This is a genomic window from Spartinivicinus poritis (assembly GCF_028858535.1).
GTDB lineage: Bacteria > Pseudomonadota > Gammaproteobacteria > Pseudomonadales > Zooshikellaceae > Spartinivicinus > Spartinivicinus poritis.
The window spans coordinates 17,062-40,907 of sequence record NZ_JAPMOU010000001.1 but is presented as its reverse complement, the minus strand read 5'-3'; the positions used below and the strand labels follow the sequence as shown (position 1 = coordinate 40,907).

The window sequence follows — 23,846 nt, the reverse complement described above, 5'->3', positions numbered from 1 at the left end:
TTTTGAGTAGGTTAATTTAGAGCAGTCAATAGAGAGAGCAGCATGAGAATTGGTCATGGCTTTGATGTACATAAATTTGGTCCCGGTGATGCTATTACCATTGGAGGAGTAAAAATTCCTTATAGCCAGGGGCTGGTGGCACATTCGGATGGTGATGTATTAATTCATGCGCTGTGTGATGCTTTATTAGGTGCAGTTGCTTTAGGGGATATCGGGCAGCACTTTCCTGATACCGACCCACAATTTGAAAATGCTGATAGCCGACAGTTGCTAAGCCATGTTTATCAGCTAGTGAGCCAGCAAGGTTGGCAACTCGTGAATGCTGATATGACAATTATTGCTCAGGCACCCAAAATGTCACCTTTTATTTCTCAAATGAAAGGCTGCTTACAGCAGTTGTTGTCTGTTAGTGACACTCAGCTCAATATTAAGGCAACTACTACTGAAAAATTAGGCTATACCGGTCGTAAAGAAGGAATTGCTGCCCATGCAGTGGTGTTACTGGAGGCAAGCCAGTGAGTTGGTTAGATTTTACTGAATTAGCAAAAGCCCATGGCGATGCCCTAACTAAAGCCGTTTTTAAAGCTTATTGTGAAGACTTTGTGGTTGAAGAAGTGTTAGGCATTACCCCAACGGAAGAAGGGGAGCATGAGCTGCTTTGGGTGGAAAAAACTGGGCAAAATACGGCTTGGGTAGCCAAACAGCTGGCAGCTTATGCGGGGATATCTCAGCGACAAGTGAGTTATTGTGGCCTTAAAGATCGTCAAGCAGTGACCCGCCAATGGTATAGCTTGCATTTACCTGGTAAGCAAGGACCAGACTGGCAACAGTTGAATCTTGATGGGATTAATATAAAGCAAGTTGTTCGTCATCAACGAAAGCTAGCCAGGGGCTGTCATGCTGGTAACCGCTTTGTGATTCGTTTAAGAGAATGTCAGGTTGATGAAAATCAACTGGTTGAACGGATGAGCCGTATTCAAACACAAGGGGTACCTAATTACTTTGGTACTCAGCGGTTTGGTCATGACAATAATAATTTAACCAGAGCTAATCAATGGTTTGCTGGCGAATGGCGACCGAAAAGAAATCAACAAGATATTTATTGGTCTGCAGCCAGGGCTTATGTTTTTAATAAGGTATTGAACTTTCGTGTCGAAAATAATTTATGGGCTGAATTAATAGCCGGTGATGTGCTGCAGTTTAACGATAGTAATACGCTTATTTTGCCAGATAAAATTGATGACGCTGCAAAGAAAAAATGGCAGCAAGCTGAACTCATTACCACTGGCCCTTTGTGGGGAAAAGGCCGCTTGTTAAGCGAGATGCAAACGGCAGAAATTGAAACAAAGCTGGCTGCGGAAGAACAACTGTTAACTGAAGGAATAGTATCTGGAGGTGTAGCCATGGCCAGACGGTCATTGGTGGTTTATCCTCAACAGCTTGCTTGGCAGCAAGAACAAGATAGTATTGAAGTTTCGTTTTATTTACCGAAAGGGGCTTATGCTACAGCTGTCGTTCGTGAGCTGGTTGACTGGTAAACAGGTAATATTGGTAAAAAATGAAATTATTACTTTCAAATGATGATGGCGTGTTTGCTCCAGGGCTGGCTGCATCCTATGATGCTCTCAGTAGTCACTTTGACTGCCAGGTTGTAGCACCTGATCGGGATCGTAGCGGTGCCAGTAGCTCTTTGACGTTAGACCAGTTATTACGTCCAGAAACACACGCTAATGGTTTTATTAGTATTAATGGTACTCCTACCGACTGTGTCCACTTGGCAGTGAATGGAATGCTTGACCCTGTGCCAGAAATGGTCATTTCTGGCATCAATTTAGGAGCCAACTTAGGCGATGATGTGCTTTATTCAGGTACGGTGGCAGCTGCTTTTGAAGGGCGGTTTCTGAGTCATCCGGCACTTGCTGTTTCCCTTTGTTCTCGCTCCTCAGCTCACTTGCTGACAGCTGCTCATGTTATTCGGCAGCTGGTAGAAGGCATAGGCGAATTACAATTACCTAAACGCAGTGTTCTTAATGTCAATATTCCTGACTTACCATTGGCTAGCCTTAAAGGTGCTCTATTAACTCGATTGGGGCATCGAACCAGACCTGCTAAACCTGCAAAGCTAACTGACCCAAGAGGTAAAGAAGGCTATTTTATTGCGACTGTTGGTGCGGGGGAAGATGCTGGAGAGGGGACTGACTTTTTTGCCATTGAGCAAGGTTATGTATCTATTACACCGCTACAAGTCGATAAAACCCATTATCAGGCATTTGCCCATGTTGAACCCTGGTTGGAGGCTCTGTTATGAATGAGTTGATGCTTAATGGAATAGGCATGACCTCAAAGCGGACCCGTGAACGCTTGGTTAGCCGCTTACAAAAAGAGGGAATAACCTCTAGCAAGGTGTTGGATACTATTCAGCAAACCCCCCGCCATATTTTTGTAGATGAGGCCCTTTCCCATCGAGCCTATGAGGATACCGCCCTTCCGATTGGTTTTAGTCAAACTTTATCGCAGCCTTATATTGTGGCGCGGATGACCGAGCTATTGATTGCTGGTGGACCGTTGCAGCGAGTGTTAGAGGTGGGTACAGGTTCAGGCTATCAAACTGCCGTGCTAGCTCAACTGGCTGATGAGGTTTTTAGTGTTGAGCGGATTAGAGCATTGCAAAAAAAAGCGGCTAAACGACTGAATTTATTAGGGCTTCACAATATTTGCTTAAAAGTGGCTGATGGTCATATGGGATGGGAGCAACAAGCACCATTTGATGGCATTATGGTGACTGCTGCGCCAGCTCAATTACCCCAATTATTGATTGATCAGTTAGCTGTGGGGGGGCGAATGATTGTTCCAGTCGGTAATGATGAGGAACAAATATTGTATCTCGTTACCAAAACAGCAGCTGGTGAACAAATACGAGAAATTGAAAAGGTGCGTTTTGTGCCTTTATTAGCGGGCTTGGACTAGCTGAGTTGTTGGGTTGGTTAGAGTGAACGGTAAACTGAATTAACACTACAGATTGGGTCTATGTGACAACCAGCTAAATTGAAAGATTGAGATGAGCTGCCTTAATAGAGTTAAGCTAACAAAGCAGCTCCAGTAGAAATATTTATTCAAATTGAAGAGATAACAGATAGGTGGTCTTTCCACTTTGAATTTGTCAAAACAAGGTTTATTGCATGAATCAAAAACTGGAGTTTGCTGCGCTATTTGCTAAAGGGGCTGCGATGGGAGCAGCTGATGTGGTGCCTGGTGTTTCGGGCGGAACCATTGCATTTATTGTAGGTATTTATGACCGTTTACTTCAGTCTGTTAGCCACATTAATTATCGTGCCATTCGCTTCTTGTTTACCAAGGGCTTTAAGGCTGCTTGGGAATATATAGACGGCAACTTTCTCTTTACTCTGCTATTCGGTATTGTCTTCAGCATCTTAACCTTAGCTAGAGTTATTAGTTATTTATTAGCAACCTACCCTATTTTGTTATGGTCATTTTTCTTTGGTTTGATCGTTATTTCCTCCTTTTATGTTGGCAAGGAAGTTAGTCGTTGGGGAATCGGTTGCATTATTAGTGGTGTAGTAGGTGGAGTTTTAGCGATTGCTGTCTCGACGGCTACACCTGCGGAAATTACTGCCAGTTATCCCATGTTTTTTTTGGGAGGCATGGTTGCTATATGTGCCATGATATTACCGGGTATTTCGGGTAGTTTTATTTTATTGTTATTTGGTTTATATGGTCATGTGATGCTAGCCATTAAAGACTTTGATCTTGTGGTGTTAGCTGTTTTGGCAGCAGGCTGCTTGGCAGGCTTAATGCTTTTTTCAAATCTTTTGCATTGGTTATTAAAGCATAAAAGAGAAATAACGCTGGCTTTTTTAACGGGTTTAATGGTGGGTTCTCTCAGTAAAGTGTGGCCGTGGAAGCAAACGATTTCATTTCGATTGAATAGTCATGGAGAACAAGTACCACTTATTCAGCATAATGTTCTTCCCTGGCAATTTCAGGCATCGACTGGCCAATCAGATCAGTTATTAGTGGCAATTACTATAATGCTGATGGCGATTGTACTGGTTATTGCTATTGATAAAGGGCAAAAACTCTTAAAAACACGTTCTTAAAGCTATTGTTGCTGTCTCTAGAAATGAAGAGAGTGGCAAAAATAACGCAATTTAAAGCAGTTTAATTAACCGTTTGATTAAAAATAAAACTTGATAGTTTTTAGATTTTTTTTTAGTACATCAGTATAGTTTTATTCTAGAAAGACATAACAAAGCGGTTTAATTGATTGGAAAAAGTTTGAAAAAATTGTGATTTTGTTTGTGTCTAAAAGTCAAAATATTGCACATTTTATTTGCCTAGCCTGTCTGGTTATTAGTTTCGTTTTTGTTCCTGGCTGTGTCACAACAAAGACATATGCACCTGTTACAGACCGTACGCAACGTCCTAAAGTGACTCAAGGAGAGCATATTGTCAAACCTGGAGAAACCCTTTACTCCATTGCTTGGCGTTATGGGTGGGATTATAGAAAGTTAGCAAGTGTTAACAATATTCGGTCTCCCTACTTAATTCACCCGCAACAAAGAATTAAGTTATCAAACACTAGTCCGACCAAAAAGCATCCAAAAAAAAGATCGCAGAAAATAACAAAAAAGCAACCAAAAACCTCAGGTAGTGTAACAAAAGTCAAAAAGCCGACAGAAAAAAGTGTAAAAAAGCGGACATCAAAATCAGGCAAAATAACTTGGATCTGGCCAGTAAAAGGTAGAGTAATTGAAAATTTTACTACAAAAGGTAAGGTTAATAAGGGTATTGATATTGGTGGGAAATTAGGTCAGCCTGTTAATGCAGCCGCGGATGGAAAAGTAGTGTATGCAGGTAGTGGTCTATTGGGTTATGGGAAGCTGGTGATTATCAAGCATAACTATCAATTTCTCAGTGCTTACGCCCACAATAGAAAACTGCTTGTCAAGGAAGGTGATAAGGTTCAGGCTGGGCAAAAGATTGCCGAAATAGGAGCAACAGGTACCACAATGGCGAAATTACATTTCGAAATTAGGCAAAATGGCACACCTGTTAATCCCTTGAAGTTTCTGCCCAGATAATAATAAAACCTGGCGTTAAATCATGAACAGTGGGTCTTTAGTAGCTGTCATGGCTAAAAAAACAATAATTAATTCAACTACAACGCAGGATCACTGACTATGGCACTGAAAAGGGAACAAGTTGACTTTGAAAACTATCTCCATGAGGACATTGAAGATTCTCATTTCAATAATAATAATGACGATCGTGGAGATGACGAGAGTATAGAAAACGACTCAGGGTTTTCTGAGAAATCCTCACGAAGCCGCTCTTCAAATAGTTCTTCAAATAAAAATAAAGAAGATGAAGAGAGTTTTTATAAAAGCCTTGATGCCACTCAGCTTTACCTCAATGAAATTGGTTATTCACCACTCCTTACCCCAGAAGAGGAAGTGCATTTTGCACGCTTGGCCTTAAAGGGAGATGATGGAGGTAGAAGGCGAATGATTGAAAGCAACCTACGACTCGTGGTGAAAATCTCTCGCCGCTATGTCAACAGAGGGTTGTCATTACTGGATTTAATTGAGGAAGGCAATTTAGGTCTAATTAGGGCTGTTGAAAAATTTGACCCAGAGCGAGGGTTTCGTTTTTCAACCTACGCCACCTGGTGGATTAGGCAAACAATTGAACGCGCCATCATGAATCAAACGCGAACCATTCGACTGCCGATTCATGTGGTGAAAGAATTGAATGTTTATTTACGCGCCGCTCGAGAGCTAACTCAAAAACTGGATCATGAGCCTTCACCGGAAGAAATAGCTGATTTGCTGGATAAACCAGTGGATGATGTAAAACGGATGCTAGGACTCAATGAGCGGGTTACATCGGTCGATACGCCGTTGGGGCCAGACTCAGATAAATCAATTTTAGATACTATCTCTGATGAACATGATTCTGATCCAGCTGAGCTTTTACAAGAGTCAGACCTCAACAGTAGTATTGATAAGTGGCTATCTGAGCTTTCTGAAAAACAACGTGAAGTTGTTGCTCGACGTTTTGGCTTAAGGGGTTATGAAACTAGTACGTTGGAAGAAGTGGGCCGAGAAATTGGTCTAACTCGGGAGCGAGTCAGGCAAATACAAGTAGAAGCGTTAAAACGGTTACGGGTAATTCTGGAAAAACAAGGTCTTTCCAGTGAATCGCTATTTAGTTAACCGTTAAAAGCTTATTCTGAGAGCCTGAAGTAACAGCATCAGCTAGGCTGTTGGCCCTCAGAGATAGGCTAAACATAGTTTATTGTTCAGTCTGAAGCGGTAGAAGGTGAGCTGTTTATTTCTCTAGATGTTGCAGTTTTCCTTCTACGCCATTCCACTCATCAGCGTCACCAGGCGCATCTTTTTTCTCGGTAATATTATCCCATACTTCTGCAAGCTGTGCGTTTAACTCAATAAATTCTTGCTGGTCTTCAGGTACTTCATCTTCGGAAAAAATTGCATTGGCTGGACATTCCGGCTCACACAAGGCGCAGTCAATGCACTCATCAGGGTGAATGACCAAAAAGTTGGGACCTTCATAAAAGCAGTCAACAGGGCATACTTCTACACAGTCTGTGTATTTGCACTTTATGCAGTTTTCACCAACAACGAATGTCATGGTGGGTTACTCCATTTTTAAATCAGGCTCATCAAATTATTGTGGAAACTGTAAACAAGCATAGTTGCTCTTGTTTAGCTGTCCTGCAGATAACTCTATTTTGGCTATCTGTCATAATAAAAATACTTGGGTTTCAAAGGTGGGTTAGTCTATCAGTTATTAAAACAGCTTAATAGATAATTCCAGCTTATAAGCGTTGGCAGTCTAGAAAAATTTTCCCTATGGTTAGATCGATTGGTGATTAGAGAAAACAAACGCAGTGCCTTTTTTATAAACACTGCGCGCTTACGTTTTATATTTGCTGCCTGAGTTGATATAGCAATTCAAGTGCTTGCCGGGGAGTGAGATCGTCAATATTAGCTTGTTGTAATTGTTCTACAACTGGATGGGTTGCCATTGCGAATAAATCCGATTGCAAGGGAGCAGCTGGCTTAGTTGTCTTCGCAGGTTTTTGCTGTGGGGGCGGAGTGCTCTCTACAGCTGCTTCAAACGTAGTTTGAGCACTAGTAGATTCCAGTTGAGCCAGCTTTTGTTTGGCTTGAGTAATAACTGGATGGGGAACACCTGCTAGCTGGGCAACCTGTAAGCCATAACTCTGGCTGGCTGGTCCATCATGAACTGCGTGAAGGAAGACTATACGATCTTCGTGTTCTGTTGCATTTAAGTGAACATTGGCAACGTTTGTGACATGCTCAGGTAAAGCGGTTAACTCAAAATAATGGGTGGCAAATAGAGTAAAGGCGTTCACTTGAGTAGCTAGGTATTCAGCACAGGCCCAGGCTAAAGAAAGGCCATCAAAGGTGCTGGTGCCCCGGCCGACTTCATCCATTAATACCAAGCTGTGCTCGGTGGCGTTATGCAGAATATTGGCCGTTTCAGTCATTTCCACCATAAAAGTAGAGCGACCTCCAGCTAAATCATCTGACGAGCCAATCCGGGTGAATATCCGATCAACAATACCAATGGTAGCTTTTGTTGCAGGTACAAAACTACCAATATGGGCTAATAAGGTAATCAACGCTGCTTGCCGCATATAGGTGGATTTACCCCCCATATTGGGGCCAGTGATAATTAGCATGCGACGCTGGCTGTTTAACTGTAAATCGTTGGCAACAAAAGGCTCAGTTAATACCTGCTCGACCACGGGATGGCGGCCTTCAATGATGTTAATGCCGGGTTTGGCTGATAGAGTAGGTTTGGATAAATTTAAGCTGTCAGCTCGTTCTGCCAGGTTTTGTAAAACATCTAACTTAGCAATGGCTGCGGCGGTATCCTGTAAAGGAGCTAAATGCTCTAGTAGCATCTCTAACAAGCCTTCATAGAGGGCTTTTTCTCTTGCCAAGGCGCGACTTTTACTGCTCAGTGCCTTATCTTCAAACTCTTTTAATTCGGGGGTGATAAAGCGCTCAGCATTTTTTAGGGTTTGACGACGAATGTAGTGTGTTGGCGCTTGCTCTGCTTGTTGGCGGCTGATTTCAATGAAATAGCCATGAACTCGGTTATACCCTACTTTTAGTGTTGAAAGCCCAGTGGTTTCCCGTTCTTGTGCTTCGAGTTTGAGTAAGAATTCGCTGGCATTTTCGCTGATATTGCGTAAGTCATCCAACTCAGCATCGTAGCCTTCAGCAATGACACCACCATCTCGAATCACCACCGGTGGGTTATCAACAAGAGCTCTTTGCAGTAACTCTGTAAGCGCAGGGTATTCACTGATAATCTGGCCAAGCTGTTGAATGAGTGGTGATTGGATATTGGCCAGTTGGGTTTGCAGCTCAGGTAGCTGCAGCAGCGCATCCCTTAGCTTTGCGAGATCACGAGGCTTAGCTGAGCGCAGTGCTATCCGAGCTAATACCCGCTCAATGTCGCCAATTTGCTTGAGTGCTTGATGGAGAGGCTCATAGCTGTAGTCAGCCAATAAAGCACTAACGGCTTTCTGACGTTGCTTTAATTCCACCTGATTTCTTAGTGGGCGGTTAATCCAACGGCACAGCAGTCGGCTACCCATTGCGGTGGCGGTTTTATCAAATACCGCTGCCAGTGTATTTTCTTTACCCCCTGATAAATTGGTAACTAGCTCTAAATTTCGACGGCTAGCAGCGTCTAAAATAACGCTGTCTTCGTGGCGCTCAATACTGAGCCCACGGATATGCGGTAAGGCAGTCCGCTGGGTTTCTTTGGCGTATTGCAGTAAGCAGCCTGCGGCATCAATAGCAATGGTTAATTGGTCGCAACCATAGCCTGCCAGGTCATTGGTTTGAAACTGCTGGGTTAGCATTTTTATGGCTGTTTCAAAATCAAAATCCCAAGCCGGTCGGCGGCGAACACCAGAACGGTGTTTGAGCTTTTCCAGTAAAGGACTTTCTTCACTGACTAGGATTTCAGCAGGGTTCAGTCGCTCTAGCTCTGCTAAAAACGCTTCTTCACCTGATACTTCGGCTACCTGAAATCGACCACTACTGATGTCTAAGGTTGCAATACCATAATTGTCATTGTGCTGGTGGAATGCAGTTAGCAGGTTATCTTTGCGCTCTTCCAGCAGGCTTTCATCACTGACAGTACCAGGGGTGATAATCCTGACGACTTTTCGCTCTACTGGACCTTTGCTGGTAGCTGGATCACCGATTTGTTCGCAGATGGCGACTGACTCACCCAGCTTGACCAACTTGGCTAAATAATTATCAGCAGAGTGGAAAGGGATACCAGCCATTGGGATTGGTTCGCCACCAGAATTACCGCGCGCCGTGAGAGTAATATCCAATAGTTGAGAGGCCTTTTTGGCATCATCATAAAAAAGCTCGTAAAAATCACCCATTCGATAAAACACTAACTCATTACGATGTTGCTGTTTGATCCGCAAATATTGCTGCATCATCGGTGTATGTTTTGAAGCTTGGGTTGTTACTTTTGCCATTGGATACTAATTGCTCAGTTGGTGACAAGAAATAGGGCGGTAATTCTACGCAATTAATGGCGCTAGATTAAGACTTAGACGTAACTTAATTATTGATAAGATAGGTTTGTGAAAACAATTGTTGTATATATACGCTTCACTGGTTGAATAGTCTACAGCTAACCTTTTAATACAAAAGTGAAATGTGATGAGTGATGCAATAAAAACACTTGCTGAGCAAGTCGGGGCATTTTTAATAAGCCAGCAACTGAAGTTAATTACTGCAGAGTCTTGTACCGGTGGCTGGGTGGCTCAAGCTGTTACTGCCATTGCTGGTAGCTCAAGCTGGTTCGAAGGAGCCTTTGTTACCTATTCAAATGAGGCCAAACGGTCAATGTTGGAGGTGTCTCCGCAATCGCTGGTTCAATTTGGTGCTGTCAGTAAAACTGTGGTCATGGAAATGACTGATGGGGCGCTTGCTCATAGTGAAGCGGATCTTGCAATTGCTATCAGTGGAATTGCAGGCCCTGATGGTGGGAGTGCCGAAAAACCGGTTGGCACTGTATGGATTGCCTGGCAACTTCATGAGCAACCTGCAATCAGTTGTTGCTTTCATTTTTCGGGTGATCGAGAGCAAGTCAGAAAGCAGGCAGTGGTTGAAGCTTTAAAAGGTATTTTGGAACACTTTAATAATTAATACCGTCCCTAAAAATATTGATTAACTTTTTTGCAAATTTTACTGGCTGAGTATAAAGTTGTATGAAATAATACTGTTTAAATATACAGTATTTGAGTGGATGCTTATCCAAATTGCTGAATTGAATCGCCAGGTTGTTAAATCAAATCTGCTGTTAAATTGAATCTATAACTTATGAGGTGAGTTAATGGATGATAACAAAAAGAAAGCGCTTAATGCAGCGCTAAGTCAAATTGAACGACAATTTGGTAAAGGTGCCATCATGCGCATGGGTGATCATGAGCGTGAAGCGATTCCTGCCATATCTACTGGTTCATTGTCATTGGATATTGCTTTGGGCATTGGGGGTCTGCCAAAAGGTCGTATTGTCGAAATTTTTGGCCCTGAGTCTTCAGGTAAAACGACGCTAACCCTGCAAGTGATTGCAGAAGCACAACGCAAAGGTGCCACCTGTGCGTTTGTTGATGCCGAGCATGCATTAGACCCTGATTACGCAGAAAAACTGGGAGTAAACGTTGATGATTTGTATGTCTCTCAACCTGATACAGGTGAGCAGGCATTGGAAATCACTGACATGCTGGTGCGCTCAGGTGCGGTGGATGTGATCATTGTTGACTCGGTAGCGGCATTAACACCTAAAGCAGAAATTGAAGGCGATATGGGTGATGCCCATGTTGGTTTGCAAGCTCGTTTAATGTCTCAAGCATTACGTAAGATCACTGGTAATATCAAACAAGCGAACTGTCTGGTTGTTTTTATTAACCAAATCCGGATGAAAATTGGTGTTATGTTTGGTAGTCCTGAAACAACAACGGGTGGTAATGCATTGAAATTCTATGCATCGGTCCGGTTGGATATTCGTCGTACTGGCTCCGTTAAGCAGGGTGATGAAGTCGTTGGTAACGAGACTCGGGTAAAAGTTGTCAAAAATAAAGTGTCACCGCCGTTCAAACAGGCTGAATTCCAGATTCTTTATGGTAAAGGTATTTACCATATGGGCGAAGTGATTGACTTAGGGGTTAAACAAGGCGTTGTAGATAAAGCGGGTGCCTGGTACTCCTATAATGGCGATAAAATTGGTCAGGGTAAGGCAAATTCTGCTCAGTTTTTAGAAGATAACCCAGAGATAGCGACGGAAATTGAGCAGAAAATTCGCCAGCACTTTGGTATTGAAATGCTGCCAAACGAAGCTGTTGCTGAAGAAGTATAATTGCTAGGGCAATAAGTCTTGTCGTTAATAGGTATTGCTATTAACAGTATTGGGTTAGTGTTTTGATAATTTTATAGATGAATAACGTCTCACCTCAAAAAATACGACAAGCAGCTTTACGGCTGCTTGCTCGTCGTGAGCATTCTGCTCAAGAATTAAAACAAAAATTGAAGTCACGCACTTTTGCTGGTGAACAAGTAGAGCTTGTACTGGAAGAGCTAAGGGAGGCAGACTATTTGTCTGACCAGCGAGCTGCGGAAATGATTTTTCGACGCTGTATCGAAAAAAAATTAGGACCTAAGCGCATTCAGCTAGAAATGCAGCAAAAAGGTATTGATCAATCACTGGTTGAGCAGGTGTTACAAGCTAATCAGGATATTGACTGGCTTCAATTAGCTAGTATAGCGCTGGCAAAAAAATTTAATCCAGAACCAGCGGCAAATGACCTTCCATTAATGGCGAAAAAACAGCGCTATTTAATTCAGCGTGGTTTTGATTTTGAAGTAATCCAGCAAGCGCTTGCAGCCCATCCTGAATCCTAATCTCTATTCGGCCTTAAGTAGCAATTTTTTGGCGAGACTCACAAAAAAACAGGGGATATGATATAGTGCCCGCTTTTTGTTGGTCTGCTTTAAAATTGACTATCATGCAGTGTATGGTCACCCTGTAACACCTATAAAGCATAAGCGGGGATCGTTATAGGTGGCTGTACTGTCCACTTAAGCTCACTTAAATTGGGAGATAACGCTAGTCTCAATTATTATGCAGCAGTTAACTTTTTCAATTGAAAATTGGTGTGCTTGGGCTCCAGGCCTGAATAGTCAAGCAGCTTGGCAGGAGTGGGCTGAGAGTAAAGCCGATATGCCTGCAACTGAAGAACAGCCGGCATTAGCCTGGCTACCCGCGAGGCAACGACGCAGATTGAGCTTGCAGGCTAAAATGGCCTTAACTGTTGCGCAACAGTGTCTGGAAAAAACTGAAACTGATTCAGTCCGTACAATATTCGCCAGCCGTCACGGTGAAGCCCAGCGGATGCAACATATGCTGCAACAACTGGCGCTAGATGAGCCGTTATCACCTACCGAGTTTGGCTTATCAGTTCATAACAGCACCGCAGGCTGGTATGGTGTGTTATTCAAGGATAACGCTGCCACAACCGCTATAGCGGCAGGCAAAGACACTTTTCCAAGTGGTTTAATTGAGGCTGTATCACAACTATCTATTGTTGGGGTAGATAGAGTCTTGTTGATATTCACTCATATGCCATTACCTGATTTTTATCAGGCTTTTCAGGATGAACCTACTCCCTGTTTTAGTGTGGGAATCATGCTATCCCTGCAAGGCGATAAACCTGTTCGACTGAGCTATAAAAAGGCAGCTGCTGACCAAGTCCAGCAAATGTCACCTGCGTTATCGTTTATGCGATTCTTGTTATTAGGTCAGCAGCGCATACAAGTATCTACTGATCGAATGGTGTGGCAGTACGAGCAGTTGTGATGAAAAAGCTCTATTTAATTTGGCGAGTGCTGGCCACTGGCTTTAGTTTTTTATTGTTTGGTCTCGGTGGTTTTTTACTAGCGTTATTGATTTTTCCGCTGATTAATTTGATTTGGCGTGACCGGTGGCAGCGGCGCTATCGCTCTCAGCAGTTAATCAGTTTAAGCTTTCGCTTTTATCTCAAGCTTTTGGACCATTTAGGCGTCATGAGTTACGAGATTAAAGGGCTAGAAACCCTGAGGACTGACAGGGGGCGTGTTATTATCGCAAACCATCCTTCGTTGTTGGATGTTGTGCTACTAATCGCTGCTTTGCCGCAAGTGGACTGTGTCGTAAAACAAGCACTGTGGCGTAACCCGTTGTTAAAAGGGGTTGTGAAGGCGGCTGGCTATATTAGTAATCAAGATCCAGAAATTTTGATTAGCCAGTGTCGAGCTTCATTAAACCAAGGTGGCTGCTTAATTTTGTTTCCGGAAGGTACTCGAACCACACCTGGTCAGACTATCCGATTTCAGCGGGGGGCAGCTAATATTGCATTAAGAGCACAAGCGGATATTCGCTTGGTTGAAATTAACTGTCAGCCAACCACCTTAACCAAGCAGGAAAAATGGTATCAGGTTGCTGATCGAAAAGTGACGTTTTTAGTTGAGGTTAAACACTTAGTGGAAATTAAACCGTTCCTTGCCGATGCAGATGAACTGCCACGGGCCACTAGGCAATTAACCCGGTATTTAGAAAGCCAGTACACATAAGGGTAGTAGTTATGTCTAGCTTAAAGGAAGAGTTGAAAGCGTTAATAGTTGACGTGTTGGATTTAGAAGATGTGGAGCCTGCAGATATTGTCGATGACGAACCATTATTTGTAGAGGGATTAGGGCTGGATTCAATAGATGCACTGGAACTCGGTTTGGCGTTGAAAAAGCGCTACAACATTAAAATCGAAGCCAATGCTGAAGATAATAAGCAGCATTTTGCATCCATTAATAGCCTTGCTGCCTTTATTGAAGCAAATAAGTAAGAGAGGAAGTAAACCATGCAATCTCGTCAGGATATTTTAGCTGCACTTACTGAAATATTGGTTGAAAAGTTTGAAATTGATGAAGCGGATATTGTTCCTGAAGCAAACCTCTATGAAGAGCTAGATCTCGATAGTATCGACGCGGTTGACTTAGTCATTATGCTGCAAGAGCTGACCAATAAAAAAATTAAACCTGAAGAGTTTAAAGCAGTAAGAACTGTTGATGATGTAGTCAGTGCCGTAGAGCAGTTAGTTAAATAACAACAACTAATTAAATAGCGTGTATTACATAACAGCCAATCTATGAATTTATCACCAGGTATGAACGCTGCATCATTCAAACCAAAGATCAACAAGGACTGCTGATGCGCTGGTTGAATGGGCTTATTGCTGTATTAGGGGTACTTTATCCAGTTATTGTACTGATGGGGTTAAAGTATTTAGAGCCTCGTTGGATAGGGTTGCTACTTTTTATCCTGGTCGTGGCACGGCTGACACTCAGCCGTGTTGTTCGTAATAATCTTCAGTTGCTCAAGCCGGCATTATGGGGAGGGGTAGCAATATTTTTATTAGCACTGGGAACAATGGTATTTAATCATGAGATGCCGTTAAAGCTATACCCAGTGGTAATGAATATTATTATGTTGGTTACTTTTGGCATTACGCTGAAGTCACCGCCCTCCATGATTGAGCGTTTAGCCAGATTGCAGGAGCCCAATTTACCTGACGAAGCAATTACCTATACCAAAAAAGTAACAATAGTGTGGGTATTCTTTTTTGCGATGAATGGGGTTATTGCTGCTATTACCGCCATTTATTGTTCTTTTACAACCTGGGTTTGGTATAACGGCTTTATTGCTTATTTATTAATGGGGCTGCTATTTGCGGGTGAATGGTGTATCCGACAGCAGGTAAAGAAAAGGAATCAACAATGCTAAGTCGTAGTACAGTAGGCCTGATTCCTGATAGCGCATGGCAGCCAGCTTGTTTTAATCAAATAGAAAAAGTAAACAAAGTTGAGTTGTACCAACAACCCGTGGGCTACTTGGCTGATGGCCAAATGGTGACAACGGCTACCTTATTAAATGCGGTTGCAGATTATGCTGAGAAGCTAGCTGATAGCGCTGGTTCTGAGGGCTGGGCTATTTATTGTGAAGATGCTATTCATTTTATTATTGCATTATTAGCAGCACTTAAAACCCGTTTATCGATAGTGATTATTCCCAATAAACAGCCAGCTACTTTTAACGACTTAATTGCGCAAAATTATACATTATTAACTGATGTTTCATTAGCCGGTAGCAATAAACACTATATTTCTATAACTTTCGATGAGTTGACCCACTCTCAAAATGTATCTGACCTGAATGAGGAATTACTGTTTTCGGTGAGCCGTCAGCAACCGTTGTTTTTTTATACCTCAGGTACGACTGGTGAGCCCAAACTGATAGCCAAGCAATTTGGCCAGCTGATTGATGAAGTTGCTGTACTTAATGGTTTATGGCGAGAAAACACAGCGCAAGCGGTTTTTATATCAACAGTCAGCCATCAGCATATATATGGTTTTTTATTTAAAATCTTATGGCCTCTCACCACTGGCAGCCCTATTTTTAGCCCGTTAGTTAGCTATCCAGAAGAGCTGTTAGCAATTTCCTGCCAGTTTGCCAAAGTGGTTTGGATAGCTAGCCCTGCCTTGTTAAAACGATTGCCAGATGCAATTGATGGCCCAGTAGAATCGTTGGCTATGATGGTATCTTCAGGCGGAAAACTGGAGTACCACATTGCCAGGCAAGTGGCTGATAAACTACAACAGCTGCCTGTTGAGGTGCTTGGGAGCACTGAGACTGGAGGAGTAGCCTGGCGTCAGCAATATCAGGAAAACTCTGCTTGGACTCCTTTACCTCGGTGTACCGTGAGCAAGGATGTTGAAACAGGTTGTTTACAAGTCAGTTCTCCTTTTATTAGTTCAGATCATTCCCACTTTGTGATGGGTGATATTATTGAGTTACAAAAAGATGGGCAGTTTTATTTAAAAGAGCGAGCTGACCGAATTGTAAAAATTGAAGAAAAGCGACTTTCGCTGACCCAACTAGAAGCAGTGTTGCAACAGTGTAAAGAAGTTAGCCAAGTGGCAGCGGTTGGCTTACTGACAGGAGCGAGAGCTAAAGTGGGAGTGGCGATTGTATTAACGACAGCAGGGCAAGAAATGCTACACAAGTTGGGTAAAAGGTCGCTGAATTTGCACTTTACTCAACGATTAAGCAACCACTTTGAACGCACATTGCTACCCAAAAAATGGCGTTATGTGAATCAACTACCCGAAAATAGCCAAGGTAAAGTGTCTGTGAGTGCCTTAGCTGCGTTATTTGAGAAAAAATGATCTTTTTAAAATGTAAAGCTAAAGCGGTATATGCTCACAGCAATTTGTGAAGGGTATGTGAACGATGGAATTACCAGACTACTCAATTGATCAGCAAACGGATCAACAGGCGACAGTTGTATTGACGATTACCGAATCGTTGCCACATTTTGCAGGACATTTTCCTAATCAACCAGTGTTGCCTGGTGTGGTGCAGGTCGATTGGGCTATTCATTTTGCCCAGCAGCTGGGGTTAGGCCAGCCATCGGTTAAGCAGTTGGAAGTCATAAAATTTCAGCAGCTAGTCATACCGCCTACCACTTTGTCGTTGAGCTTGGAATGCTTGGCCAGTGGTAAAACAAAATTCAGTTTTACCAATAAAGAACATGTATTTTCTTCCGGCCGGATCGTGTGGGGGAATCCTTGAGCGTGTTTAACCCGTGTGTGGTGATCCCTATTTATAATCACAGCGAAACCATTGCTGGGGTTATTGATGGCATAAATGCGCTTAACCTGCCTTGTATTGTGGTGGATGATGGGAGTAATGAATCTACCAAACAAGTATTAAACCAGCTCCAGCAGGATAGCTCTGGTTTAACACTTGTGACGCTGGCGAAAAACCAGGGAAAAGGCGCTGCTGTTAAACAAGGGCTGGCTACGGCCTGGTTGCATGGATATTCCCATGCATTGCAGGTAGATGCTGATGGTCAGCATGATTTGCAAGATATTCCTCAGCTTTTGGCAAAAGCCAGACAGCACCCTGAAGCATTGGTGACAGGGCAGCCCTTGTATGACGACTCAATCCCTAAGTCACGACAGTATGGGCGTTTATTTACTCATTTTTGGGTGTGGCTAGAAACCTTATCACTGACTGATTCCATGATTGGTTTTCGCGTCTATCCGCTGGCTAGTACAGTCACTGTGCTGGATCAGGTGGTGGGTGAGCGGATGGATTTCGATATCGAAGTGCTGGTTAAAATGATCTGGCATGAGATTCCAGTGGAAGTTTATCCAACCCGGGTGATTTACCCTGAGAATGGCATATCCCATTTTAATTTGTGGCATGACAACTGGCTGATCAGCAAAATGCATACCCGGTTGATGTGTGGCATGTTGTTAAGGTTGCCAAATTTAATTAAGCGCAAGTTATTTAACCAGCAAACTACCCATTGGGCATCGATCAGAGAGCGAGGCAGTATTTGGGGATTAACGTTTTTATTGTGGATGTTTCGATTGGGCGGCGACAAATTAGTTCGCCCGTTGCTTTACCCAATCATCGGTTATTTTTATTTGACCAATAAGGCAGCGCAACAGGCATCAAAGACTTATTTATCTCGTGTAGCGGAACAGCAAGTACAACATAATAAAACAGTTCAGCACTTATCTGAGCAAATTCCCCCAGATGCGTTAGTCAGCAGCCAAGACAGTTTTAAACATTTTATGCAGTTTGGTCAAGCGGCGCTGGATAAGTGTGCGGTATGGGCGAATAAAATCACAGTAAAAGATGTCGATATTATTAATGGTGAGCTATTTGATAACTTGTTAGAGAATAAACAAGGTGCAGTATTTATTACTGCGCACTTTGGTAATAGTGAAATCTGTCGAGCACTTGCTTATGCCAAATATGGGCAAAAAGTCAATGTATTGGTGCATACCAAGCATGCAGTCGCATTTAATAAAATTATCAGAGAAATTAATCCAGAAGCACAATTGAGCTTAATAGAAGTAACGGACATAGGCCCCGATACGGCGATTATGCTCAGTGAAAAAATTGAGCAAGGCGAGTTTATTGTTATTGTTGGGGATCGTACTTCAGTAAATGATCCTGCTAATTGTTGTTACCTGGACTTTTTAGGATATCAGGCACCGTTTCCCAAAGGCCCATTTGTTTTGGCTGGTTTACTTAAATGCCCAGTATATTTGTTGCTGTGTTATCAAGCACAGAGTCGCTATCGAGTACATTTTGAAAAAATCACTGAGAAAATACCCTTTGGTAAAAAAGTCAGAGAACAAGAAATTATCAAAACTGCACAAATTTATGTCAGTTATTTAGAAAGATTTTGTTTAAAACAACCACTTCAGTGGTTTAATTTTTTTAATTTTTGGCAGCAAGACAAAGTTGTAAAGTCGCAAACCTATGCTGTGAAAAAAGTTGTAAAGTAATTGGGGTGTATTATCCATGGTTCAATCTGCTGTAAATGCTGAAAAAGCCGTTGCCATTTCAGACCAAAGCTGGGTCTCCATTGAAGATATCAATAGTATTGCTGCCGGCTATCAGCAGGTTGTACTGTCTTCTGATCAATCTTTTATTGATAAAATCAAACAGGGGTGTGAGTTTCTCGATAAACTGCTCCATGAAGAAGGTGTTATTTATGGAGTAACCACAGGATATGGTGACTCCTGTACTGTATCCGTGCCGCTTGAGCTTGTCGAACAATTACCCGTGCACTTAACCCGATTTCATGGTTGTGGTTTAGGTGAATACTTAACTGTTGATCAAGCCATTGCCGTATTAGCAGTACGTTTAACCTCATTAACCAAAGGGGTTTCTGGGGTCAGTTTGGATTTGCTGCAGTTATTAACCACGTTGATTAACCAAAAAATAGCACCTGTTATTCCTCAGGAAGGTTCCGTTGGGGCCAGTGGCGATTTAACCCCACTTTCTTATGTTGCTGCGGTATTAATGGGGGAAAGGGATGTGATTTATCAAGGACAACAGTTGTCAGCCAAACAGGTTTTTGCGGAAGAAAATATTCAGCCAATAAAATTACGTCCAAAAGAAGGGCTGGCCATAATGAATGGCACCGCAGTGATGACAGCATTGGCTTGTAACGCTTACCAGCGGTCAGCTTACTTAGGGAAGTTAACATCCCGTTTAACGGCATTAGCCAGCATTGCCTTACAGGGGAATGCTTACCATTTTGATGAAAAACTGTTTGCAGTGAAGCCTCATCCAGGGCAAATGGAAGTAGCTAAATGGATACGCACTGATTTACAGCACATTGAATCGCCTAAACAGTCAGACCGGTTACAAGATCGTTATTCGATTCGGTGTGCGCCTCATGTGATTGGAGTGTTACAAGATGCACTGCCCACGTTTAGAACCTTTATTGAAAATGAAATTAACAGTGCTAACGATAATCCAATTATTGATGCAGAGGGTGAGCATGTACTTCATGGTGGGCATTTTTATGGTGGCCACATCGCCTTTGCGATGGACTCTATGAAAAACACGGTGGCCAATTTAGCGGATTTAGTTGATCGGCAGTTGGCACTGATTATGGACACCAAATTTAATAACGGTTTGCCAGCGAATTTAACTGGTGCTACCCAAGAACGGTTGATGGTGAATCACGGTTTTAAAGCTGTGCAAATTGGTGTTTCCGCCTGGACAGCTGAAGCGTTAAAACTCACCATGCCAGCCAGTGTGTTTTCCCGTTCTACGGAGTGCCATAACCAAGATAAAGTCAGTATGGGAACCATCGCTGCGCGGGATTGTTTACGCGTATTAGAGCTGACAGAACAAGTCGTCGCGGCCGCTGTTTTAGCTATTCACCAAGCATTAGCATTGCGAGAGCGGAAAGGTGAATTGCAACTGTCGTCATTAAGTGAACCACTGCAGGCGATGTATAAGGATATATTCAGTTATTTTGAACTGGTGGAAGAAGATCGGCCTTTAGAGCAGGTATTGCGGCAGACAGTTGAATATATTAAGCAACAAAGGTGGGAATTATATAGTTGATATGGTCCCTCTAAACGAAAATTGTCGCGGAAGGACTCAGAACCAAGTCCCTTCTCCCTTATGGGGGAGAAGGTTAGGATGAGGGGGCTAGTCTGCTAATGCAAGACTAGTGACAGCAACTTTAATTGAAATAAAAGTGCTGGCTTATTCCTGTAGAGGTAATTTTTAAGTAATTACACCCTCACCCCAACCCTCTCCCGGAGGGAGAGGGAGTTAAAAGGGGAAGTAAGTGAAAAGTCTTGATCAAAGGTGGATGCAATAACAATGGAGTTTAGTCAGACAGTCGAAATAACTGTGCCGTTTCATGATGTGGATATGATGCAAATTGCCTGGCATGGTCACTACGCTAAATATTTTGAAATTGCCCGCTGTCAATTATTGGACTCTTTTGCTTATAACTATCGGCAAATGGAAGAGTCAGGTTATATGTGGCCGATTGTTGATTTTCGAATTAAATACATTCGTCCAGCAAAATTTCAGGCCACAATCCAGATAACAGCCACGTTGGTTGAATATGAAAACCGATTAAAAATTACTTATTGGATTAAAGATAAGCAAACGGGTGAAACCCTGACTAAAGGCCATACAGTACAAATGGCGGTTAAATTGAGTAATCACGAAACCTGTTTTCGTTCTCCAGCAGTATTGTTTGAAAAATTAGGCGTAGAGGTTGAGGATGATTAAATTATTGCTAAAGACTTTGTTGTTAACAACCCTATTACTGGTTGGGGTTGCTAATGGCGCAACAGAAATACCTGACTTTTCTATGGCTGAAAAATTACAACAGCCAGTACCAGCTATTGAATTTTTAAATAAAAAACTGGTATTAAAAAATAATATTAAAGGAGAATTTAACCAGGAAAAGCATATTAAAGTATTAAGCCGACCATTGAAGTCGTCCGGAAAGTTTAACTTGAGTGAGCAACAAGGACTGATTTGGAATACTCAACAGCCTACTAAAAATCGAATTAAAGTGAATTCAATCGGGCTATACGAATGGAAGAGCAGTGGCAGTGACTTCAATCAAGGGCAATGGCAAATCAAGCCAGAGAGCCAATCAGCAGGCTTTTCCCGCTACGCAAAAAGCTTTCAAGCATTACTAAATGCAGATATCAAACAATTACAGCAAGAGTTTGACTTATATTGGCAGCATACCCCAAATAATTGGCAGCTGGGTTTAAAGCCAAAGCAGAGCAGTCAGCTAGCTAAGTTAATTAGCTGGATTAAAGTGGTTGGCAGTGACAGAGTGAATATGATTCAAATTCGAGAGCAGTCTGGCGACTTTAGTCAAATTGGCCTCTCAAGTATTGCCCCTTTAAGCAGCGGTGCCCCTGCTGACGACAACACGAAATAACAGAATGGCTGCTATTAACAAACCTAAAGGCTTGTTTACTGCTTGGCTGCTGTTAATTGTGGGTAGCCTTATTCTGTTGTTTACTCAGCTTCAGCAGGGTATACCACTAAAAATGGATATTCTTGAGCTGTTACCGCAAGTTGAACAACCAGAGGCCTCTAAACAACAAAGACCATCACAGGTTTTTATTGACCGATCTGTAAAAGCAGTGGCTAATAAAGTTCTCCTATTGGTCGGCCACTCAGATAAGCAAACGGCGTTGAGTCAGGCGAGACAGTTGCATCAAACACTAACACAGCATGCGGCTGTGACAGATAGTTTTTTCCAGCTTGATCAAGATAACTTGCAGTCAATCGCCAAGCTTTACTTTCCCTATCGATTTGGCTTATTGGCTGAGAAGACAGTAAGTCAGCTAGAAAGCCGCGATATAGATAAGCTAGTGGCTAATGCTCAACAACAGTTGTATAGCCCGTTATCAGCAGCAAATTCGAAGCTTATCCAAAACGACCCACTGTTTCTATTTTATGATTTTTTAACTCAGCTACCTGCGGTTAATAGTAACCTGCAACTGGAAGAGGGTTATTTGCTTGCCCAAGCGGATAGCCAAACCTATGTATTAATGACACTGGTGCTGACCGACGAATATAAACAGCAGTTGAGTTTTGTTAATGATATACAACAGGTTGAGCAGCAGTTACAAGCCAAATCCCCTGATTTGACCTTATTGAAAGCAGGTGTTGCCTTTCATAAAGCTTACGGAGAACAGTCAGCCAAAGCAGATATTTCTCTGATCAGCATTGGTTCCATGCTGGGTATTATCTTGCTAGTGCTGGTGTTATTCAGAAGCATAAAGCCGCTGTTACTCACTTTATTTACGATTGCTACAGGTGTTTTAGTTGCCTTTACAGTCACCCTGTTAATTTTTGGTGAACTGCATATTATTGCTTTGGTTTTTGGAGCCAGTTTAATTGGTATTTCGATTGACTATGCGTTTCATTACCTGGCCAAACAGTATACAGCAAGTGACAACTGGCATCCGGCTAAGTGTATTCGAGCTATTTTACCAGGCTTAGGGTTGGGGTTGTTTACCAGTGTGGTGGGTTATATCCCAATGGTGACAGCGCCATTTCCTGGTCTGCAACAAATGGGTGTGTTCAGTATTGTTGGATTAACAGTGGCTTTTATAACCGTGGTAGTGGCTTATCCTGTTTTATCAGCAAAAGGCTTTTATCGACCTGGTTTGGGAGTGTTAGGTCAATGGCTCAATAATTATTTAGTTAAGTGGCAGCAGCAAAATACAGGATTAAAGGCAACAATTACTTTGGGGCTGTTATTGATAGCTTTAGCCGGTGTAACCCAGCTAACCGCCGATGATGATGTAAAAAAATTACAGGCATTGTCTGAACAGTTACTTCAAGAGCAACAAAAAATCCAAGCTATCACTGGGTTTGCTGATGTTGGTCCCTATGTCATTATTTTTGCTAATAATACAGAGCAGCTATTATTGAGAGAGCAACAGTTCGTCAAGCAGCTACGTCAAGCCAATCAGTCGGTTGTGGGCGAGTTTATTGCGTTATCTGACTATATTCCAGCTATGGCTATCCAGCAGCAACATTATCAGTTATTAGCCCGTTTGGTTGAAGTAGGGGAAAATGCTTCTAATAGTATCTGGCGAAAGCTAACGGAATTAGGCTATCAAACGCCAGTAGTCGAACAATATCAACAGGAATTATTAGCAGCCAAAGGATATGCATTAAATTTTAATGACTGGTTTGCAGCATTTCCTAATCAGTGGGTTAAAGCCCTTTGGCTGGGTGAAAGTCAGGACCAGCCATCAAGCAATAAACAAGTAGCATCGGTTATTCGCTTTAATCACATTACAGATTATCAAACATTAGTTAACCTGGTTGCTGAGCAGCAGGCGGGGGTAGCGTTAATTGATCAAGCTAGAACCGTATCAACCACGTTTGCCAGTTATCGTATGCAGCTAGTCAAGCTCGTGGCTATTGCTTATTTATTGATTGCAGTATTTTTATGGTTCCGTTATGGCTGGAAAGATGCATTATTTATTTTAATGCCACCTTTAATTGCAGCTTTATTGGCAATAACCAGTATTGCTCAAGTGGTGGGCTATTATAATTTATTTAATTGTCTGGCTCTTATCTTGGTGTTGAGTATTGGCATTGATTACACCTTATTTATAAAAGAATCTGATAGCCACTCACTAAGCGCCACCTTTACTGCTGTTGCTTTATCGGCATGTACCACTTTATTGTCATTTGGTTTGCTGGCGTTAAGTGATATTCCTGTTGTATTTAGTTTTGGCTTGACCATTAGTGTCGGTATTGGTTGTGCTTTTATTTTGGCGCCTTTGGCAGCCAAACAAGTTTCTAAATAGTTAGCG

The 23,846-nt window shown here is 42.4% G+C and carries 24 protein-coding genes; 22 read left to right on the top strand and 2 right to left on the bottom strand.

The annotated features are described in order from the left end of the window. Positions 1 to 42: 42 nt before the first annotated feature. From ispF to rpoS, 7 genes are all read left to right on the top strand, one after another. The gene (ispF, locus tag ORQ98_RS00215; protein ID WP_274686751.1) at positions 43 to 519 is read left to right on the top strand and encodes a 2-C-methyl-D-erythritol 2,4-cyclodiphosphate synthase; all 477 of its coding nucleotides are present in this window, start codon (positions 43 to 45) and stop codon (positions 517 to 519) included. Beyond that, positions 516 to 1,538, top strand: a complete 1,023-nt coding sequence (truD, locus tag ORQ98_RS00210) for a tRNA pseudouridine(13) synthase TruD (RefSeq protein ID WP_274686750.1) — start codon at positions 516 to 518, stop codon at positions 1,536 to 1,538. Before ispF ends, truD begins: the two co-directional genes overlap by 4 nt. Positions 1,539 to 1,558: 20 nt before the next feature. Further along, positions 1,559 to 2,308: a 5'/3'-nucleotidase SurE gene (gene surE, locus ORQ98_RS00205; protein ID WP_274686749.1), complete on the top strand. Its 750-nt coding sequence runs from the start codon at positions 1,559 to 1,561 to the stop codon at positions 2,306 to 2,308. Next, positions 2,305 to 2,967, top strand: coding sequence for a protein-L-isoaspartate(D-aspartate) O-methyltransferase (locus ORQ98_RS00200; RefSeq protein ID WP_274686748.1), 663 nt, complete (start codon positions 2,305 to 2,307; stop codon positions 2,965 to 2,967). The genes surE and ORQ98_RS00200 overlap by 4 nt, the downstream gene beginning before the upstream one ends. A gap of 212 nt (positions 2,968 to 3,179) precedes the next feature. Beyond that, positions 3,180 to 4,118: a polyprenyl-phosphate transporter gene (locus ORQ98_RS00195; RefSeq protein WP_274686747.1), complete on the top strand. Its 939-nt coding sequence runs from the start codon at positions 3,180 to 3,182 to the stop codon at positions 4,116 to 4,118. A 201-nt stretch (positions 4,119 to 4,319) separates the two neighbouring features. After that, on the top strand, positions 4,320 to 5,102 hold the full coding sequence (locus ORQ98_RS00190) for a peptidoglycan DD-metalloendopeptidase family protein (RefSeq protein WP_274686746.1): 783 nt from the start codon (positions 4,320 to 4,322) through the stop codon (positions 5,100 to 5,102). A 99-nt stretch (positions 5,103 to 5,201) separates the two neighbouring features. Further along, positions 5,202 to 6,236: an RNA polymerase sigma factor RpoS gene (rpoS, locus tag ORQ98_RS00185; RefSeq protein ID WP_274686745.1), complete on the top strand. Its 1,035-nt coding sequence runs from the start codon at positions 5,202 to 5,204 to the stop codon at positions 6,234 to 6,236. A 115-nt stretch (positions 6,237 to 6,351) separates the two neighbouring features. Here rpoS and fdxA read toward each other — a convergent pair whose 3' ends face one another. Both fdxA and mutS read right to left on the bottom strand, forming a co-directional pair. Further along, the gene (gene fdxA, locus ORQ98_RS00180; RefSeq protein WP_274686744.1) at positions 6,352 to 6,675 is read right to left on the bottom strand and encodes a ferredoxin FdxA; all 324 of its coding nucleotides are present in this window, start codon (positions 6,673 to 6,675) and stop codon (positions 6,352 to 6,354) included. A 292-nt stretch (positions 6,676 to 6,967) separates the two neighbouring features. Beyond that, positions 6,968 to 9,586 (bottom strand): DNA mismatch repair protein MutS, encoded by a 2,619-nt coding sequence (mutS, locus tag ORQ98_RS00175; RefSeq protein ID WP_274686743.1) that lies wholly within the window; start codon positions 9,584 to 9,586, stop codon positions 6,968 to 6,970. 187 nt (positions 9,587 to 9,773) lie between these two features. On the opposite strand from mutS, the gene pncC reads away from it, so the two are divergent. From pncC to ORQ98_RS00100, 15 genes are all read left to right on the top strand, one after another. Then, positions 9,774 to 10,262: a nicotinamide-nucleotide amidase gene (pncC, locus tag ORQ98_RS00170; RefSeq protein ID WP_274686742.1), complete on the top strand. Its 489-nt coding sequence runs from the start codon at positions 9,774 to 9,776 to the stop codon at positions 10,260 to 10,262. A 187-nt stretch (positions 10,263 to 10,449) separates the two neighbouring features. Continuing rightward, positions 10,450 to 11,472 carry a recombinase RecA gene (gene recA / locus ORQ98_RS00165; RefSeq protein WP_274686741.1) on the top strand — a complete coding sequence of 341 codons (1,023 nt, stop codon included), beginning with the start codon at positions 10,450 to 10,452 and terminating at the stop codon, positions 11,470 to 11,472. Positions 11,473 to 11,549: 77 nt separating this feature from the next. Next, positions 11,550 to 12,014 carry a regulatory protein RecX gene (locus tag ORQ98_RS00160; RefSeq protein WP_274686740.1) on the top strand — a complete coding sequence of 155 codons (465 nt, stop codon included), beginning with the start codon at positions 11,550 to 11,552 and terminating at the stop codon, positions 12,012 to 12,014. Between the two features lie 220 nt (positions 12,015 to 12,234). After that, a complete protein-coding gene (locus ORQ98_RS00155; RefSeq protein ID WP_274686739.1) occupies positions 12,235 to 12,969 on the top strand; it encodes a beta-ketoacyl synthase chain length factor in 735 nt (244 codons plus the stop codon). After that, entirely contained in the window at positions 12,969 to 13,721 is a 753-nt protein-coding gene (locus tag ORQ98_RS00150) for a lysophospholipid acyltransferase family protein (protein WP_274686738.1), read from the top strand. The genes ORQ98_RS00155 and ORQ98_RS00150 overlap by 1 nt, the downstream gene beginning before the upstream one ends. 11 nt (positions 13,722 to 13,732) lie before the next feature. Beyond that, positions 13,733 to 13,987: a phosphopantetheine-binding protein gene (locus ORQ98_RS00145; protein ID WP_274686737.1), complete on the top strand. Its 255-nt coding sequence runs from the start codon at positions 13,733 to 13,735 to the stop codon at positions 13,985 to 13,987. A gap of 15 nt (positions 13,988 to 14,002) precedes the next feature. Next, complete coding sequence (locus ORQ98_RS00140; protein WP_274686736.1) at positions 14,003 to 14,248, top strand: acyl carrier protein; 246 nt, start codon at positions 14,003 to 14,005, stop codon at positions 14,246 to 14,248. Positions 14,249 to 14,352: 104 nt separating this feature from the next. Continuing rightward, positions 14,353 to 14,925 (top strand): COG4648 family protein, encoded by a 573-nt coding sequence (locus ORQ98_RS00135; RefSeq protein ID WP_274686735.1) that lies wholly within the window; start codon positions 14,353 to 14,355, stop codon positions 14,923 to 14,925. Continuing rightward, positions 14,919 to 16,367 (top strand): AMP-binding protein, encoded by a 1,449-nt coding sequence (locus ORQ98_RS00130; RefSeq protein ID WP_274686734.1) that lies wholly within the window; start codon positions 14,919 to 14,921, stop codon positions 16,365 to 16,367. The genes ORQ98_RS00135 and ORQ98_RS00130 overlap by 7 nt, the downstream gene beginning before the upstream one ends. 64 nt (positions 16,368 to 16,431) lie before the next feature. Beyond that, positions 16,432 to 16,773, top strand: a complete 342-nt coding sequence (locus ORQ98_RS00125; RefSeq protein WP_274686733.1) for an ApeI family dehydratase — start codon at positions 16,432 to 16,434, stop codon at positions 16,771 to 16,773. Between the two features lie 2 nt (positions 16,774 to 16,775). Further along, positions 16,776 to 18,509, top strand: coding sequence for a glycosyltransferase family 2 protein (locus tag ORQ98_RS00120; RefSeq protein WP_274686732.1), 1,734 nt, complete (start codon positions 16,776 to 16,778; stop codon positions 18,507 to 18,509). 16 nt (positions 18,510 to 18,525) lie between these two features. Beyond that, the gene (locus ORQ98_RS00115) at positions 18,526 to 20,088 is read left to right on the top strand and encodes an HAL/PAL/TAL family ammonia-lyase (RefSeq protein ID WP_274686731.1); all 1,563 of its coding nucleotides are present in this window, start codon (positions 18,526 to 18,528) and stop codon (positions 20,086 to 20,088) included. Between the two features lie 264 nt (positions 20,089 to 20,352). Then, entirely contained in the window at positions 20,353 to 20,772 is a 420-nt protein-coding gene (locus tag ORQ98_RS00110) for an acyl-CoA thioesterase (RefSeq protein ID WP_274686730.1), read from the top strand. After that, positions 20,765 to 21,442 carry an outer membrane lipoprotein carrier protein LolA gene (locus ORQ98_RS00105; RefSeq protein WP_274686729.1) on the top strand — a complete coding sequence of 226 codons (678 nt, stop codon included), beginning with the start codon at positions 20,765 to 20,767 and terminating at the stop codon, positions 21,440 to 21,442. Before ORQ98_RS00110 ends, ORQ98_RS00105 begins: the two co-directional genes overlap by 8 nt. A gap of 4 nt (positions 21,443 to 21,446) precedes the next feature. Continuing rightward, on the top strand, positions 21,447 to 23,840 hold the full coding sequence (locus ORQ98_RS00100) for an MMPL family transporter (RefSeq protein WP_274686728.1): 2,394 nt from the start codon (positions 21,447 to 21,449) through the stop codon (positions 23,838 to 23,840). The last annotated feature ends 6 nt before the right edge of the window (positions 23,841 to 23,846 follow it).

Coding starts and splice junctions, on each gene's coding strand:
- rpoS (WP_274686745.1), top strand. CDS start 5,202: ATGGCACTGAAAAGGGAACAAGTTGACTTTGAAAACTATCTCCATGAG.
- surE (WP_274686749.1), top strand. CDS start 1,559: ATGAAATTATTACTTTCAAATGATGATGGCGTGTTTGCTCCAGGGCTG.
- ORQ98_RS00125 (WP_274686733.1), top strand. CDS start 16,432: ATGGAATTACCAGACTACTCAATTGATCAGCAAACGGATCAACAGGCG.
- ORQ98_RS00100 (WP_274686728.1), top strand. CDS start 21,447: ATGGCTGCTATTAACAAACCTAAAGGCTTGTTTACTGCTTGGCTGCTG.
- ORQ98_RS00195 (WP_274686747.1), top strand. CDS start 3,180: ATGAATCAAAAACTGGAGTTTGCTGCGCTATTTGCTAAAGGGGCTGCG.
- fdxA (WP_274686744.1), bottom strand. CDS start 6,675: ATGACATTCGTTGTTGGTGAAAACTGCATAAAGTGCAAATACACAGAC.
- ORQ98_RS00200 (WP_274686748.1), top strand. CDS start 2,305: ATGAATGAGTTGATGCTTAATGGAATAGGCATGACCTCAAAGCGGACC.
- ORQ98_RS00105 (WP_274686729.1), top strand. CDS start 20,765: ATGATTAAATTATTGCTAAAGACTTTGTTGTTAACAACCCTATTACTG.
- ispF (WP_274686751.1), top strand. CDS start 43: ATGAGAATTGGTCATGGCTTTGATGTACATAAATTTGGTCCCGGTGAT.
- recA (WP_274686741.1), top strand. CDS start 10,450: ATGGATGATAACAAAAAGAAAGCGCTTAATGCAGCGCTAAGTCAAATT.
- mutS (WP_274686743.1), bottom strand. CDS start 9,586: ATGGCAAAAGTAACAACCCAAGCTTCAAAACATACACCGATGATGCAG.
- ORQ98_RS00130 (WP_274686734.1), top strand. CDS start 14,919: ATGCTAAGTCGTAGTACAGTAGGCCTGATTCCTGATAGCGCATGGCAG.
- ORQ98_RS00150 (WP_274686738.1), top strand. CDS start 12,969: ATGAAAAAGCTCTATTTAATTTGGCGAGTGCTGGCCACTGGCTTTAGT.
- ORQ98_RS00160 (WP_274686740.1), top strand. CDS start 11,550: ATGAATAACGTCTCACCTCAAAAAATACGACAAGCAGCTTTACGGCTG.
- ORQ98_RS00135 (WP_274686735.1), top strand. CDS start 14,353: ATGCGCTGGTTGAATGGGCTTATTGCTGTATTAGGGGTACTTTATCCA.
- ORQ98_RS00115 (WP_274686731.1), top strand. CDS start 18,526: ATGGTTCAATCTGCTGTAAATGCTGAAAAAGCCGTTGCCATTTCAGAC.
- pncC (WP_274686742.1), top strand. CDS start 9,774: ATGAGTGATGCAATAAAAACACTTGCTGAGCAAGTCGGGGCATTTTTA.
- ORQ98_RS00145 (WP_274686737.1), top strand. CDS start 13,733: ATGTCTAGCTTAAAGGAAGAGTTGAAAGCGTTAATAGTTGACGTGTTG.
- ORQ98_RS00140 (WP_274686736.1), top strand. CDS start 14,003: ATGCAATCTCGTCAGGATATTTTAGCTGCACTTACTGAAATATTGGTT.
- ORQ98_RS00155 (WP_274686739.1), top strand. CDS start 12,235: ATGCAGCAGTTAACTTTTTCAATTGAAAATTGGTGTGCTTGGGCTCCA.
- ORQ98_RS00110 (WP_274686730.1), top strand. CDS start 20,353: ATGGAGTTTAGTCAGACAGTCGAAATAACTGTGCCGTTTCATGATGTG.